Genomic DNA, 16,071 nt, shown 5'->3' on the forward strand with positions numbered 1-16,071 from the left:
CTGCACGAATTGGCGATATCAATTGTCTGCTTAGAACATTGCAGAGCCTGTGCCAACATTAAAAAACTATATTTATTAATGATTTAGATAAGTACCAGCGAAGCCTGATGTGCTTTTGACAACAGCGATTTCGTTGTAGAAAAGACATCAGGATGTCATTTTGACATCCTGAGTGGTGTTAGATTTGATGCTCCTCGGCCCAGTCTTTCAGTTGCTCAAGTATGTTCAAACTCGAGCGCCCAAAGGGGGTAATACTATAGGCCACAGCAATCGGTCGGTCACTTAGCACCTCTCGCTCAATTAACCCCTGCTCTTCCATTTCTTTTAAGCGTTGGTTGACCATCTTTTTGCTGGCACCGCCGAGCATGCGTGCCAGATCGTTAAAGCGTACCGGCTCGTCTTTTAAGTGCCATAGGATTGAGCCTTTCCACTTACCGCCAATGATGCGCATACCGCGCTCAATGGGACATGGCTCCAAACAAGGCTGTATCGCTTCTTTTTGACCATTGGCTTTGGTTTGTACCTTAGCCATCACTTCTGCCATTTGAGTTTCTCCGCCTTTGTGGCACCCAATTAGAATATTGAATACAGGTTACCAAAAGTATACTGGTTGATATTGGTAACCAATGGTAGCAGAATGCTCAGCAACAGGCCAGACGGCCAATTAATACTCAGGAGCAACACCCATGAACGTGCTAGTTATCAACACTCACCAAGCCTATCCGTTTTCCGAAGGCAAACTCAGCCAGGCCATGGTGGACTTAGCGAGTGAAGTCGCCAAGGGCAAAGGCCACCAAGTGCAAACCACCGCCATGAGCGACGATTACCAAGTGGAAGCCGAAATTGAGAAACACCTTTGGGCTGACTTGGTCATTTTGCAAATTCCAGTGAATTGGATGGGCGTACCTTGGTCGTTTAAAAAGTACATGGACGAGGTCTACACTGCCGGCATGATGGGTGCTTTGTGCGAAGGTGATGGGCGCAGTCACGAAGACGCCGGCGCGCAATACGGCAGAGGCGGCAAGCTCAACAACACTCGTTACCTTATGTCCCTGACCTTTAATGCCCCGGGTGAAGCCTTTGATGACGAAAAACAGTACCTGTTTGAAGGCAAGAGCGTGGATGACCTTTTCTTCCCAATGCATATGAACTTCCGCTTCTTCGGCATGACAGGCCTACCGACCTTTGCTAGCTTTGATGTGATGAAGAATCCGGATACCGAGAACGACCTGATTCGCTACCAACAGCACTTGAATCAAGTCCTGTAAACCACCGAGTCCACTAACCGCTTAGGAGTTTTCAATGTCTCAGCACAAACTGGCCGCCGGTGCGGCTTTCCCACAACTCACCGTGACCACCTTTGACGGCCAACAAGTTCAATTGGGTACACCCCGCGCCGATTCCGGTGCCAACTGGCAAATGGTAGTGGTCTATCGAGGCCGTCATTGCCCTTTGTGCACCCGCTACCTCAATCAACTGGAGCAGTTCAGAGAAGAGCTGTTACAAACCGGTGTGGATATCATCGCAGTCTCAGCGGATTCTAAAGAACAGCTAGCAGAGCACAAAACCAAGCTGGAGGTGGGTTTTCCGCTGGCCTACGGATTGACGCAAGCGCAAATGGACGCGCTGGGTGTGTACGTGTCGTTGCCGCGCTCGCCTCAAGAGACTGACCACAACTTTGCCGAGCCAGGATTATTTGTGGTGAATGAAGAAGGCAATTTGCATGTAGTGGATATTTCTAACAACCCATTCGTGCGACCAGAGTTGCAGTCGCTGGTGAACGGACTGCGTTGGATTCGAGATCCGGACAACAACTATCCGATACGCGGAACTCGTCAGGACGACAGCTCGCAATTGCAGTACCGTTAATCATTTACCTCAGCGACTCAAAAGGATGGCAATTCGCCATCCTTTTTTATTGTTAGTAACAAATCATTCACAAATGAGACACAAGCTGTACACAAGCAAGCTGCCGCGTGACCCAGTTCTCACTCAGTTGCATTAAAAGTGAGCGATAGATTGCACTTTTTAGACATTTCATTGAACTCCTCACTACAGAAACTTAACCTCCGTGAAAGCGCTTACATTTTAAATTAACAAATGAGTGGGGCGCGGCTGGCAAGAATTAAAATAACCATCCTGCCAACGCTCATAAAAATAAAAAACCAGAGATCTAGTACACGGAGACCATCTAGATGAACAAGGGCCTTTTTAGTAAAACTCGAATTGCCACCAGCCTATGCCTTGCCTTAGGTATTGCTGGCATTTCAACTGTTCAGGCAGAAACTGCGACCGGAGCTGAAGACATCGAAGTCATTCAGGTCAAAGGTATTCGCGGTAGCTTGCAAAAGTCACTGAACACCAAGCGCGACGCCAACGGCGTTGTCGATGCCATCACCGCAGAAGACATAGGCAAGTTCCCCGACACTAACCTTGCTGAGTCACTGCAACGTATTACTGGTGTGGCAATTGACCGTGTGAATGGCGAAGGTTCTAAAGTGACGGTTCGTGGTTTCGGTCCTGAATTTAACTTGGTTACACTAAACGATCGCATCATGCCTACCGCTCAAGCCAGCGGTGAGTCTACTCGCTCGTTTGAGTTTGCTAACTTGTCATCCGATAGCGTCAGCGCTGTTGAAGTGTACAAGACAGGACAAGCCAATCTGGCCTCTGGTGGTATCGGCTCTACCATCAATATTCGCACTGCTCGTCCGTTTGACAATCCAGGCACCAAAGCCAGCTTTGGGATCAAAGGTCATCACGACACTGGTGTTGTTACTGGCGATAAAGTGACCCCTGAGCTATCCGGTATCTTGAGTCAGACTCTGATGGACGACCGCTTTGGTATCGGTTTGTCAGCATCGCACACTGTGCGTAACTCCAACATCAAAGCCGCAACCGTTGACGGTTGGCGTCAGTTCAAAGGTGCCGACTTGTACGCCGGTGGCCTGAACCCTAACGCTAATGTTGAAGATAACAACCAAAACCCTTACGACAACTACTTCTACGCTCGTAACATTGGTTTTGCCAGCGAAGACATTGAGCGCAAGCGTACCAACGCCCAATTGGTGTTGCAGTTCGCTCCAGTTGATACGCTAGAGCTGACCGCCGACTACACCTACTCCAAGCTAAACGACATTTCGAATCGCGACACATGGGGTCTGTGGTTTGACGGTCCAGGCAGTGCTACCGATGCGGTTATCGATGAAAATGGCACCTTTGTAAAAGTGACCGAGCAAGGTGGTGACTACTCAGGCACCATGCACCAGGCTGCCACTGAGAACGAAAACAAATCTCTGGGCTTTAACGCCAAGTGGAACGTTAGCGACAACCTGACTCTGCGCTTTGACGCGCACAACTCATCAGCGACCTCTGACGGCGACTTGGGCGATAGCATCACCAGCCGCTTCTTTATTGCCGGCGCACTAAACATTGCCGACAAATTCTACGATGCCAGCAGCACTGAAATTCCGCTATTGGGCGCCAGCTACGGCACTCTAAATCCAGCGGGTGAACCACACCTACAGCCTGAAGACTACGCCACCCTTTTCGCAGGAGTGCTTGGTGGTCGCAACGAAACCAATGTGGCTCAGTACCAATTCGACGGTACCTGGGAAAACGCCAGCATGGATTCGCTGACCTCAATTGACTTTGGTTTGGCCTACACCGAAATGGACACCCACGCGCAATCGGGCTACTCGCAGCACAGCGCGGGCTGGTACGGCAATAAAGGTCAAGTGGCTGATTTCATGAGCTATGTGGGTCTTAGTGGTAACTTCCTGGACGGTTTCTCAGGTGGTGGCAGCGATATGCTGATCCCTTACTACTACACCTACGACCAAAACGAGTTGATGGCGTGGGCTGAGAATGAGTACGACGTAACTTACGGTCTAGATGGCTTTAGCGATGATCACAAGATCAAAGAAAAGACCACGTCGGCCTTTGTTCAGTTCAACGTTGAAGGCGAGTTTAACAACATGCCTATCTATGTGGTTGCCGGCCTTCGCTACGAGCAAACCGACGTTGAAGCGTCGAGCTTGCAGCGCCAGGCAGAAAGCATCTTCTGGATGACACCAACCGAATGGGGCACTAACTACTCAGACGACTGGACCCCGACCGACGAGAAGAACGACTACCGTTACTTCCTGCCAAACCTAGACGTTAAGCTGGAAATCCAAGACAACTTGTTAGCTCGCTTCTCGTATAGCAAGACCATGACTCGCGCCAATCTAGGTGCAATGCGCGCTACCACCTCACTAACAGCTCAACCAAAAGTGGGCGGTCGTACTGGTTTTGCCGGTAACACCCAGTTAAAGCCTTACCTGTCTGACAACATCGACCTGTCACTTGAGTACTACTACGGCGATGCCAGCTATGTGTCTTTGGGCTTCTTTAACAAGGACGTAGAAAACTTCCAGGTTAACACCACTGAGTACGTGTTCTTTGACCACATCAAAGACCCCTTCATCAGCGATGCGGCCAACCAAGCTCGCGAAGAAATCATCAATGCTGGCGGCACCCCAACCGACTACGAAGTGTTTAACTGGTTGATTGCCAACGGCTATGGCGATGAGAATGGCAACATTCAGCAAGCTGATGGTGACCCATTGGCGGAGTGGCAGATCATTCGTCCGAACAACGTTGAAGATCTGAACATCTACGGTATGGAGTTCGCAGCGCAACACTGGTTTGGTGAAACTGGTTTCGGTGCCGGTCTGAACTACACCTACACCAAAGGTGACACTCACTACGACGTTGAGAAAACCGACGAGCAGTTCGCCCTACCTGGTTTGAGCGATACCGCTAACTTCTCGATTTTCTACGACAAGTACGACTTCACCGGTCGTCTGGCCTACAACTGGCGTGACAAGTTCCTATCAGCCATGGGTCAAGCGGAATCTGGCGGTCCTGCACCTCAGTTCACCGAAGCCTACGGCCAGTTGGACTTCAGCCTAAGCTATGCCATCACCGAGCAAATCAGCCTGCAAGCCGAAGGCATTAACATCCTTGGCTCTAAGCAACGCATCCACGGCCGCTACGCCGAGCAGATGCTACGCTCGCAGCAAAACGAAGCTCGCTACGCCCTTGGCGCCCGTTTCGTTTGGTAAGCTAGCCTAAACGCAAAAAGCCGAGCCTTAGGTTAACTAAGTGCTCGGCTTTTTTGTGTCTGAGTGATTTTAGTCTTTCAGCCCTAAGCGCTTGGCCAATCGAAATAAATTGCCCCTATCCAGTTGCAAGTCTCTGGCGGTTTGCGCCCAGTTGCCCTGATTCTTTGACAAAGTATTAGCGATAATCTGACACTGAAACTGGTCCACCGCATCGCGCAATCCGTTTGCCGCTATCGGCGCGACAGCATTCTCATTACTTAAAGGCGCTTGCTCTGGCGTTGTTGAACCCACTGCAATTTCCAGATGCTCAAGGTCAATCCGCACTCGGCCATTAGCCCCCTGTCGAGCTTTCAATCCAGCTCTTAGCATCAGATGCTCAAGCTCGCGCACATTACCGGGCCAATCGTATTCTTGCATGGCTTTAAGCGCGTTGGGATGTAGCACAATCTGCTCAATGCCAAGCTTGTGTTGAGCTTGTTGTAAAAAGTGCCCCGCCAGCAGCGGAATATCTTCAATATGCTCTTTTAGCGCAGGCACTTTTACCGGGTAGACGCACAGCCTGTGGTATAGGTCGGCGCGAAACCGGCCCTGACGAACCTCTTCTTGTAAGTCTCGATTAGTGGCCGCAATAATGCGCACGTTAACCGTGACATTGGCATCTGCTCCTACCCGCTGAACTTCCCCTTGCTGCAACGCGCGTAACAGTTTGGCTTGAATGGCCAGTGACAACTCGCCGACTTCATCAAGGAATAAGGTGCCGCCATTGGCCAGTTCGAACTTGCCCATACGGGCTTGGTTAGCGCCAGTAAACGCGCCTTTAACGTGCCCAAACAGCTCGCTCTCAGCCACAGACTCGGGCAAAGCGGCGCAGTTTACGTGCACCAATGCCGCTTGAGCACGGCTCGATTGGGCGTGCAGGGTACGCGCCACCAGCTCTTTACCAGTGCCGGTTTCACCAGTGATCAACACAGACAATTGACTGGCCGCAACGCGCGCTATGTTGTCTTTTAGTTGTTGAATAGGGGCGCTATCGCCGACAATTTCGCCTTCGCGTAAACGCGCCTCTTGCACCAGCTCACGAGCGACCGCTTGTTGCTGTTGGCCCATGCGCTGCAGCGCATCGACCAAATTGGCGTTCTTAAGCGCCACCGCCGCTAGTGCCGAAAAGGTGGCCAGTAGCTCGTCGCTCAGTTGGTCAAACGCCCCTTGGGCCAGTGCATCAACCGTAAGCACACCCACTAACTCGCCCTCGGCGTACAAGCTACAACCGATACAAGCGTGCACGTCTAGGCTGCGCTCAATATCCACTGCCAAATGCCCATCAAACGGGTCTGGCAAATCACTGTCGTATTCAAAGCGCACCGGTTCTTGGCTGGACATGATGCGTTCAAGTCTGGGATGTGCGCTCGGCTCAAAGGCCTGGCCAATCAATTCAGGGGCAATCCCGTGTAAAGCAACCGGTACTAGCGCACGATTTTGAACAATGAGCAATGCCGCGGCATCGCAAGGAAAGACACTGGCAACGGTTTCAATTAGGCGCTGATAGCGGCGCTGGCTAGGCATTGCAGCGGATAGATCCAGCGCAATATCCAGTAATGCAGAATGAGTTTGAGCGTTTAAAACCACAACAACTCCGAGGGTCGACTCAAAGATTTAGAGCCTACTGAAGTAAGTCAGGTTGTCATATTAACAACCATACGGGGAATCGAAAGCGCGGACCCGCAAAAGTTGGCCCTAGTCCACAAAAACTACAGCAAACTACCCACTTCTATTTTGTCGCTACCGCCCATTTGTGCCAACTGAGCTAACAATAACTCAGCGGTAGCAAAAGCATCGCTTAGGGCGTGGTGGGCCTGATATTGGGGCAAGCGATAGCGCTGTCGACAAGCAGACAGAGTGAGATCGCCAGGCTTGATGGTTTGTTCGCGCATGGTGAGTCGGCGCTGCTCCAACACCAGCGTATCCACCCAAGGCATCTTAAAATCTTGCCCAGTTTGGCGCTGGGCCGTAACTCGCAGAAAGCCAAAGTCCAAGCCTCCGTGGTGCGCCACCGGCACAAACCCAGCCATTTGCTTGCACCACCAGTCAAAGGCTTGCTCTGGGCTCAGCGCCTGCTCTAGCTGATTGTCGTGAATTTTGTGAATCACCGCGCTCTGCCCCACGCTGCCGTCAATTTGCACATAAACGTGCTTACCACGGCCTGGCAAAATACAGCCGTCGATAATCGGCACCATGCCAATGGCTAACAACTGGTCTTGCTGAGCATCTAGGCCGGTCATCTCTAAATCAAACACCATCAGCCGTGCTTGATTAACCGGTGTGCGCCACTGCTCGCGTACACCTCCCAGCAAGGCGCGCTGCCAGTCGTGCTTAGCGCGCCACTCGCGCCAGCGCCAAACCCAAGGCGGCATTAGGCCATGCCTCTGGCGAACTTAAGCGCAAGACCCTGCTGACCTCTGTGAACCACCTGAAAGGCGTCTCTGAGCTGATGGCGGACGAACGAGGATACGGTTTGTGGCAGCAAGTAATTGCTGACTTCCAATCCTTTGGCAAATTGCTGCCCCTGATTGGACAGACGAGTATGACCAATGAACTCCTGCGCGTCTGCCAAATTAAGCAGGTCTTTATTGCTAATGAGCTTGGACTGAGTCAGGGCGCGAATACGTTCAAAAGTATTGACCTCACGCACGCCTTCGGCCAAGGCGTAAATACGCATGATGTCGGTAATAAGCGCGTTGCCCTTGTGCTTAAGGTCGATGCCCTTCACTTCTTTGCCATCGCGCTCTAGCGCAAACTTCTTGAAAAAGCCTAGCGGTGGTTTGGCATTTAGGGCATTGGCACTAAGGGCTGCCAGAAAAATTGAGTTGCCCTGAGTGCGCTCGAGAATTTGGTTTTGTAGCTCGTCTACCAGGCTTTTGGCGCCGTAAACCGCGCGAATATCAAAGAAGATTGAAGCGTGCATCAGTGCCTTAGGCGATGGCGTGTCGATCCAGTCAAAAAACACTTGTCGCCAACCATCTAGGCTACGACACCACTTGGGATTTTTGGCCATGATGTCACCGGGACAATGAACAAAACCGCATTCATTTAATCCATCGCACACCAAGTTGGCCAAATGCTGAAAGTATGCGCGCTCTTCAGTACTGGGCTCATGGGCCAGCAGCAGTCCGTTGTCTTGGTCAGATTTAGCCATTTGGTCTTGGCGACCCTGGCTGCCAAACGCCAACCAGGCGTACGGCATGGGCGGTGCACCTAACTGATCTTCTGCTAATTGAATCAAACGCTTAGTCAGCGCGTCGGTCACCAAAGTGAGCACTCGGCCAATCTCTTGTGCCCGCGCATCGGCGCTTATCATCGCCTGCAGTAAGGTAGGGATTTGACCACTGACTTCTACCACATCGGCCACACTGACGCAGCGATTCACTCGGTTGATTAAAAACAAAGGCTGGGAGCTTTGATTGCGCAGAATATCGGTACTGGTCAACACTCCCACCGCTTGACCATCGCGCACTACCGGCAAATGGTGAATGTGGTGATCGCTCATCACAAGATTGGCTTCAAACAGCGTCGACTTTTCGGAAATACTCATGGGATTGGCAGTCATCACTTGTGACATGGGGGCATCAGCGCTTAAACCCACCGCCAACACTCGGTTGCGTAGGTCTTTGTCGGTAACAATTCCTTTGAGTTCCCCCATGTGTTCCACCAGCACGGAGGACACTCGTCTATCTCGCATCAAACGAGCGCAATCTTGCACAGTGTCATTGAGTCCAACACTGACCAAATTGCGAGACATCAGCGAATCGACTCTCGATACGGAAGAATCGGTTTTGGTGGAATAGCGGGTTTGCAGACGCACTCGCTTGGCGTGGGCCTTGTTGAAGAAGCGGTCGAACTTGCGATTTTGTTGACGCAGGGTGTTAAAACACTCGGCATCGATACTCATTAGTAGGCCGTCTTCAAGCACTATCGCTCGATTGACCACCGCCTCACCGGTTAGCAGAGTGGGATAGCCAAATACACCACCGCGACTGAGTCGGTCCACCAGCTCACCGCTTGGCGTTCGTATCTCAAATGCGCCGCTAGACACCAAGTACAACTTAGGGTCTTGCTGACTCATAGGGACTTCTCCCTGAGCTTTAGCAAAGTATTGAATTTTGAGATCTCGAAGCGCCAAGCGCTGCTCGGATTCGGTTAGCTGACTAAATGGCAAAGTTTCGCGAAAAAATGCCATTACCTCTTGTAATTCAACACCATCCATCGCTTTAATAGTCCCAAGTCATTTGTTCCCGAGGAGCGTCATGGAATACCTTCCCCACCTACAAGCCCTATTATTACTCGGCGGCGTTTTGCTCGTCATTACGGCTTTAGTCAAATACATCGCAAGAACTAAAAATTATAATGCCGTTTGGCAGGTCTTCGTCAACAAACTCAATGATATGGCGATTGGCGAGTTCAAGCTATTCCGCATGGGTGTGCTGTTTTTGTTTATCGGGATCCTGGTTCGAATTGCCAATCTGATTATTTTTGGCCCTTAGTTTTTGCCGAAGAATAAGTGAGGCGAGAATGCGACTCTTGTATGTAATGGATCCCATGTGTGGCTGGTGCTACGGCTTTCAGCCCGAGCTAGAAGCCTTGTTGGCCAAGTATCCCAATGCCCAAGTGGATTGGATAATGGGCGGTTTGGCCCCGGATAGCCAAACTCCAATGGACGAGCAGCTTAGACAAACCATCGCCAGCTACTGGCATCAAATAGAAGCCAAGTCCCAAGTCAGCTTTAACCACGAATTTTGGACCCTCAACACGCCTTATCGCTCCACTTATCCGGCTTGTCGTGCGGTAATTGCCGCTGAGACAATACAAGCGAATAGCGCACAAGCGATGGCCAAAGCCATTCAAGCGGCCTACTACCAAGAGGCAAAAAATCCTTCACTCGAAACGACTTTGACGGCCTGTGCTAGCGGCATAGGTATCGATGAAGCGCAATTTGAAAAGACGCTGCACTCAGCACAAACCCAGCAAAGGTTGCAGCAGCAGCTTGATATTGCCCGTCAGCTGCAAGTTAGCGGCTTTCCAGCACTGTTTTACATTGACGAGAAACATCGCGCCTACCCCTTGGCATTAGGATTCAGCCAAACCGCCGAGATGGAGCAACGCCTTAGCCAAGTATTAGGCGTTGTGAACTAGTCTTTAGATAAACACCTGGTTGAGGCGATAACTTTGTCTTCTAGATTCTCAAAGTCCAAGACCCATGACTCTCTCATTTGAAACTCCTCGCCTTGTGGTGCTCGAGCTAGAAGAATCGCTCAAACCAGTCGAGCATACAGCGCTGATTGAGCGTATTCCTGAAATACTTATCTTCGACGTGGTAAAAGACCTACCGCCCTATTTTCAGCAGATAAACACGCCTCAACAGGCGACGCTGTGGCTTAGTGCCATGCTCGAGGAAAGTCATCTGCTCACTGTTAGCACACGCCAAGGCCAATTGATCGGGTTTCTGTTCGTCGCAAAAAGTACCCAGCCAGAAGCGCACATAGGTTATCTGTTGGCAAAAGACTACTGGGGTCAGGGGCTTGCCAGCGAGTTACTGCAGGGGTTTATTCATACGGTGTCGCAACAGGGGCACTGGCAAAAGCTGATTGGCGGAGTGGCCAAATCCAATACTGCCTCAATTGGGTTATTAGAGAAGCTGGGCTTTGTGGCTCGGCCGTCAAAACAAGAGGATTCTCTCTTTTTTGAGCTTGTAATCCCTCCAAAATACTCGCGCTAAAGGCGCTAAGTGCAAAAAAGGTGACCCTAGGGTCACCTTTTAATTTATTAGGCTTGCTCCAACACGCTCCGAATCGACTACTCCTTATATGTGAAGGCAGGCAGTCGCCCTATTTGGTTCGTGCTATTGCCCCACCAAGGGTCAAGCTAGATCAAACCTGTCGGCATTCATGACTTTCACCCAAGCAGCAACAAAGTCCTTGATGAACTTGTGTTGGTTGTCATCTTGCGCGTACAACTCGGCATAAGCGCGCAACACTGAGTTAGAGCCAAACACCAAATCAACGCGAGTGGCAGTCCACTTGGTTGCTTGAGTTTGACGGTCAACAATCGCATAACTGTTGCGCCCAGTCGGCTCCCAGCGGTAGTTCATATCGGTGAGATTGACGAAAAAGTCGTTGGTTAAAGCGCCTTTGTTGTCGGTCAATACCCCATAATCCGTGCCGTCAAAATTGGTATCCAGCACACGCATGCCACCGATTAGCACTGTCATTTCAGGTGCTGACAGACCCATTAACTGAGCTCGGTCGAGCAACAACTTCTCTGGCGTCACATCGAAATTGGACTGCAGGTAATTGCGAAAACCGTCATGCAGCGGCTGTAACACGGCTAACGATGCTGGGTCGGTTTGCTTCTCTAGCGCATCGCCTCGACCTTGAGTAAAGGGAACCTCTATCTCAAACCCGGCCTTTTTCGCAGCCTGCTCGACCGCCACAGAGCCCGCCAGCACAATCAAGTCCGCCATACTAATATCTGAGCCAAGCTCGTTCTTAATGGCAGACAATCCAGTGAGCACTTTACTCAAACGTTGCGGTTCGTTAGCGTCCCACTGATTCATCGGCGCCAGGCGAATACGCGCACCGTTGGCGCCCCCTCTATGGTCCGATTGGCGATAAGTTCTGGCGCTATCCCACGCGGTGGCAATCAACTCGGATGCGCTCAAATCTGAGCTTAGAATACTCGCTTTGAGCTTGTCGATGTCTTCAGCTGTAAGAACATGAGGCTGAGTGGGGATCGGGTCTTGCCAAATCAAATCTTCGCTAGGGACATCATCGCCAAGGTAGCGAGATTTAGGTCCCATATCTCTGTGGGTTAACTTAAACCAAGCTCGAGCAAAGGTATCGGCAAAATACTCTGGGTCTTGGTAAAAACGCTCGGAAATCTGGCGATAAATCGGGTCTTTTATCATCGCCATATCGGCATCAGTCATCATAGGGTTGCGACGGGTGCTCTCGTCAAACGCATCAACCGGCTTGTCTTCTTCTTTGATATCAACCGGTTCCCACTGCCAAGCACCGGCAGGGCTCTTGGTCAACTCCCAGTCGTAGTTAAACAGCAAGTAAAAGTAGCCGTTATCCCACTGTGTTGGGTTGGTGGTCCAGGCTCCTTCAAGGCCACTGGTCACGGTATCCGCCCCAATCCCGCTACCATTGCTGCCGATCCAGCCCAAACCTTGTTGCTCTGGCGCTTCAGCTTCAGGCTCAGGCCCTACCTTGTCAGCCGAACCATTACCATGCGCTTTACCGACCGTGTGACCGCCGGCTGTCAGCGCAACCGTTTCCTCGTCATTCATACCCATTCGGGCAAAGGTCTCTCTGACATCCTTTGCCGTTTTTAGAGGGTCTGGATTGCCATCTACACCTTCGGGATTCACGTATATCAAGCCCATGTGAACCGCGGCTAACGGATTGTCTTGCATATCACCGCTATTCGGGTTTACTCGCTGCTCGCTTTTACCCAACCACTCGTCTTCAACTCCCCAATCAATATCGTACTCGGGATGCCAAATATCCTCGCGTCCACCGGCGAAGCCAAAAGTTTTCAGCCCCATTGACTCGTAAGCCATGTTACCCGCCAAAATCATCAAATCGGCCCAGGATATTTGGTTGCCATACTTCTTCTTGATAGGCCACAACAAACGGCGGGCTTTGTCCAAATTGGCGTTATCCGGCCAGCTATTTAGCGGTGCCAAACGCAGGTTACCGGTTCCGGCACCACCGCGCCCATCCGCCATTCGATAGCTACCTGCTGCGTGCCAAGCCATGCGGATCATCAAGCCACCGTAATGGCCCCAATCGGCAGGCCACCAAGCTTGGCTATCAGACATGAGTTGTTTCAGGTCCTCTTTTAGCTGATTTAAGTCAAGACGTTTAAAGGCTTCTGCGTAATTAAACTCTGCATCAAAGGGGCTGGGCTTGCTGTCGTGTTGGTGAAGAATGTCGAGATTTAATGCCTCGGGCCACCACTTCATTGGGGTGTTCCCGACTTCCGCATTTGAGCCGTGCATGACGGGGCACTGCCCTGATTTATTTCCAGAATTCATATCTTAACTCCACATGGGTTATACAAGTTCACAAAGCAGTTTACTGGTTTCGTTATCCTTTGATTATCCTGACTAAACTAACTACATTGTTAAGCCTGGCTTAACAATAATAGACACTATGCCGAGAAACACGATAAATAGATTGAAACAAATGGCGGTTTTTTGCCACGTGGTTGATGCGGGTAGCCTGACCGGCGCCGCGCAACAACTCGGTATGAGTGCCTCGGCCATCAGTCAGCAGGTGACCCAGCTTGAGGAAGACCTAGGGATCTCACTGATCTATCGCTCAACTCGAAAAATCAGTTTGTCCGAAGCCGGCAAGCGCTATTACCAACACGGCAAGCGCATGATGAATGCCGCCGAGTGCGCCAACGACGAAATCGTTTCAGCCAAAGACTCCATTGAAGGTGAAATTAGGATCTCAGCTTTTGTGGGTATTGCAGCCTGGGTACTAGGGGACTTATTGCGCGCCTGTCTCGATGAGCACCCACAATTAAAGTTCAACATCACCGCCACCGACGCAGGCTGCGATTTGATCATGCAGCAAATCGATATCGCCATTGGTGTCGGGCAGCCGCAAAAATCCGATTACATTTACCATAGGTTAGGCACCATGGGGATTGGCTTGTATGCCAGCCCAAGCTACCTAGAGACATATGGCGTACCCAAAATCCCTGACGATTTAAACAATCATCATTGGATTGGTCACAACGAAAGCGCCGAAAAGGACAATCTCAATCCCTTATCCGATGTATTGCTATCGGATAGCAAAGGGAAAACTCGCTTGGTGCAACCTAGCTACCGAGTTAAGTCAAACGATTTGAATACACTAATTGGCCAAACACTTGCGGGGCTCGGGCTATGCGCTCTGCCCGAAATGGAAGTCAACGCCCTGTCCCATCGCGGTGGACTAACGCGAGTGCTACCCGACTGGACAATTGAGCCGCGCCCCATCTACGCACTAACCGTAGACAGAAAACTGCCCAACAAAGTTAAGGTGCTGCTCGACGCACTAAAGCAATATTTCGAGCGTTTGTAACTGCAACAACACAAACCAGCATGTGACCCCTGAGTAGCCGCTAGCAACGCCAAAAGCGCAGGTAAAAAGCACGCAGGCAAAAAAAAGGTGACCCAAAGGCCACCTTTCAAAGCAGAGAGACAATCAATCTCTAATGGTCAACCGCACCGCCAGCACCTTTCGGGTAGCGAATACTCTCAACCATGTCTTGCACTTCTTCTGGCGTGTTCTGAGTCACTTTAGACACCACAATCGCCACGATGAAGTTAAGCAGCATACCCAGAGTACCAATACCTTCTGGCGAGATACCGAACCACCAGTTGTCAGGCGTGTTGGCCGCAGGGTTTACGAACTTGAAGTAAATGATGTAAGCGGCGGTGAACAAGATACCGCTGATCATGCCGTAAATCGCACCTTCTTTGTTCATCGACTTCATGAAGATACCCATGATAATCGCTGGGAAGAAGGAGCTCGCCGCGAGGCCGAAGGCAAAGGCGACCACCTGCGCCACAAAGCCGGGCGGATTAATCCCGAGGTAACCGGCAATCATAATCGCCACCGCAGCCGCGATCCGCGCGTACATCAGCTCTTGTTTGTCGGTAATATCCGGCATCAAGTTTCGTTTGAGCAAATCGTGCGACACTGAGGTTGAGATCACCAGCAGCAGACCCGCCGATGTCGACAGTGCTGCAGCCACACCACCGGCCGCCACCAAAGCGATTACCCAAGCAGGTAGGTTCGCAATTTCAGGGTTGGCCAATACCATGATGTCACGGTCAATCTTCATCTCGTTGCGCTCATCGCCCGAGTAGAACATCTTGCCGTCGCCGTTCTTATCTTCAAAGGTGATAAGACCGGTTTCTTCCCAGTTCTTAATCCACTGAGGCGCTTGCGCGTATTCCACACCCTGCATGTCTTGACCGTTAATGGTCTCAATCATGTTTACACGAGCGAATGAAGCAACCGCAGGTGCAGTGGTGTAAAGCAGTGAAATAAATACCAATGCCCAACCGGCAGACAGGCGCGCATCCGATACCTTAGGTACGGTGAAGAAGCGCACAATCACGTGTGGCAGACCAGCAGTACCAACCATCAAGGCTGCAGTAATAAAGAATACGTCGATGGTGGACTTAGTGCCGTCGGTATAAGCGTTAAAGCCCAATTCCGTGGATAAGCCGTCGAGTTTATCGAGCAGATAGGTCCCGTCGGCCACTGTACTACCAAAGCCCAACTGAGGGATCGGGTTGTTGGTCATCAGAATAGAGATAAATACCGCTGGTACCAAGTAGGCACAAATCAATACACAGTACTGAGCCACCTGGGTGTAGGTAATACCTTTCATACCACCAAGTACGGCGTAGAAGAACACGATACCCATACCGATGATCACACCTGTGGTCACATCAACTTCTAAGAAGCGCGAGAACACCACACCAACACCGCGCATTTGACCGGCGCAGTAGGTGAAACAGATGAAGATGGCACAGATAACCGCAACGGTACGCGCGGTGTTAGAGTAATAACGGTCGCCGATGAAGTCTGGCACGGTGAACTTACCAAACTTACGTAGATAAGGCGCCAAACACAGAGCCAGTAGCACGTAACCACCGGTCCAGCCCATCAGGTATACGCCACCGTCATAGCCCATGAATGAAATCAGACCGGCCATCGAAATAAACGAGGCAGCTGACATCCAGTCGGCGGCGGTTGCCATACCGTTGGCTACTGGGTGTACGCCACCACCAGCCACGTAGAAGTCGTTAGTGGAACCGGCACGCGCCCAGATGGCGATACCGATGTACAACGCAAAGGTTGCACCAACGATGATAAAAGTCAGTAATTGCAAATCCATG

The 16,071-nt window shown here is 51.0% G+C and carries 13 protein-coding genes; 7 read left to right on the plus strand and 6 right to left on the minus strand.

The window, feature by feature from the left end; genetic code table 11:
• Positions 1-178 precede the first annotated feature (178 nt).
• Complete coding sequence (locus CLC93_RS00555; RefSeq protein ID WP_425439831.1) at positions 179-544, minus strand: winged helix-turn-helix transcriptional regulator; 366 nt, start codon at positions 542-544, stop codon at positions 179-181.
• Between the two features lie 142 nt (positions 545-686).
• Here CLC93_RS00555 and CLC93_RS00560 point away from each other — a divergent pair, with 142 nt between their 5' ends.
• The 3 genes from CLC93_RS00560 to CLC93_RS00570 all read left to right on the plus strand — a co-directional run bounded on the left by CLC93_RS00560 (position 687) and on the right by CLC93_RS00570 (position 5,108).
• On the plus strand, positions 687-1,268 hold the full coding sequence (locus CLC93_RS00560; RefSeq protein ID WP_095503992.1) for an NAD(P)H-dependent oxidoreductase: 582 nt from the start codon (positions 687-689) through the stop codon (positions 1,266-1,268).
• Positions 1,269-1,302: 34 nt separating this feature from the next.
• Complete coding sequence (locus CLC93_RS00565; RefSeq protein ID WP_095503993.1) at positions 1,303-1,869, plus strand: peroxiredoxin family protein; 567 nt, start codon at positions 1,303-1,305, stop codon at positions 1,867-1,869.
• Positions 1,870-2,195: 326 nt separating this feature from the next.
• Entirely contained in the window at positions 2,196-5,108 is a 2,913-nt protein-coding gene (locus CLC93_RS00570; RefSeq protein WP_095503994.1) for a TonB-dependent receptor, read from the plus strand.
• A gap of 69 nt (positions 5,109-5,177) precedes the next feature.
• Here CLC93_RS00570 and norR read toward each other — a convergent pair whose 3' ends face one another.
• The 3 genes from norR to CLC93_RS00585 all read right to left on the minus strand — a co-directional run bounded on the left by norR (position 5,178) and on the right by CLC93_RS00585 (position 9,369).
• Entirely contained in the window at positions 5,178-6,734 is a 1,557-nt protein-coding gene (gene norR, locus CLC93_RS00575) for a nitric oxide reductase transcriptional regulator NorR (RefSeq protein WP_281254647.1), read from the minus strand.
• A 122-nt stretch (positions 6,735-6,856) separates the two neighbouring features.
• On the minus strand, positions 6,857-7,519 hold the full coding sequence (locus CLC93_RS00580; RefSeq protein WP_095503995.1) for a 3'-5' exonuclease: 663 nt from the start codon (positions 7,517-7,519) through the stop codon (positions 6,857-6,859).
• Positions 7,519-9,369 (minus strand): DUF294 nucleotidyltransferase-like domain-containing protein, encoded by a 1,851-nt coding sequence (locus CLC93_RS00585; RefSeq protein WP_095503996.1) that lies wholly within the window; start codon positions 9,367-9,369, stop codon positions 7,519-7,521. The genes CLC93_RS00580 and CLC93_RS00585 overlap by 1 nt, the downstream gene beginning before the upstream one ends.
• A gap of 40 nt (positions 9,370-9,409) precedes the next feature.
• Here CLC93_RS00585 and CLC93_RS00590 point away from each other — a divergent pair, with 40 nt between their 5' ends.
• The 3 genes from CLC93_RS00590 to CLC93_RS00600 all read left to right on the plus strand — a co-directional run bounded on the left by CLC93_RS00590 (position 9,410) and on the right by CLC93_RS00600 (position 10,878).
• Positions 9,410-9,646: a hypothetical protein gene (locus CLC93_RS00590; RefSeq protein ID WP_095503997.1), complete on the plus strand. Its 237-nt coding sequence runs from the start codon at positions 9,410-9,412 to the stop codon at positions 9,644-9,646.
• Positions 9,647-9,674: 28 nt separating this feature from the next.
• On the plus strand, positions 9,675-10,295 hold the full coding sequence (locus CLC93_RS00595; RefSeq protein ID WP_095503998.1) for a DsbA family protein: 621 nt from the start codon (positions 9,675-9,677) through the stop codon (positions 10,293-10,295).
• A gap of 64 nt (positions 10,296-10,359) precedes the next feature.
• Positions 10,360-10,878, plus strand: a complete 519-nt coding sequence (locus tag CLC93_RS00600; RefSeq protein ID WP_095503999.1) for a GNAT family N-acetyltransferase — start codon at positions 10,360-10,362, stop codon at positions 10,876-10,878.
• Positions 10,879-11,019: 141 nt separating this feature from the next.
• Here CLC93_RS00600 and katG read toward each other — a convergent pair whose 3' ends face one another.
• Positions 11,020-13,200 carry a catalase/peroxidase HPI gene (gene katG / locus CLC93_RS00605; RefSeq protein ID WP_095504000.1) on the minus strand — a complete coding sequence of 727 codons (2,181 nt, stop codon included), beginning with the start codon at positions 13,198-13,200 and terminating at the stop codon, positions 11,020-11,022.
• Between the two features lie 151 nt (positions 13,201-13,351).
• On the opposite strand from katG, the gene CLC93_RS00610 reads away from it, so the two are divergent.
• Positions 13,352-14,239, plus strand: a complete 888-nt coding sequence (locus CLC93_RS00610) for a LysR substrate-binding domain-containing protein (protein ID WP_169902739.1) — start codon at positions 13,352-13,354, stop codon at positions 14,237-14,239.
• A gap of 130 nt (positions 14,240-14,369) precedes the next feature.
• On the opposite strand, the gene CLC93_RS00615 is transcribed toward CLC93_RS00610, so the two are convergent.
• Complete coding sequence (locus CLC93_RS00615; protein WP_095504002.1) at positions 14,370-16,070, minus strand: sodium:solute symporter family protein; 1,701 nt, start codon at positions 16,068-16,070, stop codon at positions 14,370-14,372.
• Position 16,071 lies beyond the last annotated feature (1 nt).

It is taken from the genome of Paraferrimonas sedimenticola (assembly GCF_002282855.1).
Classification (GTDB): Bacteria; Pseudomonadota; Gammaproteobacteria; order Enterobacterales; family Shewanellaceae; genus Paraferrimonas; species Paraferrimonas sedimenticola.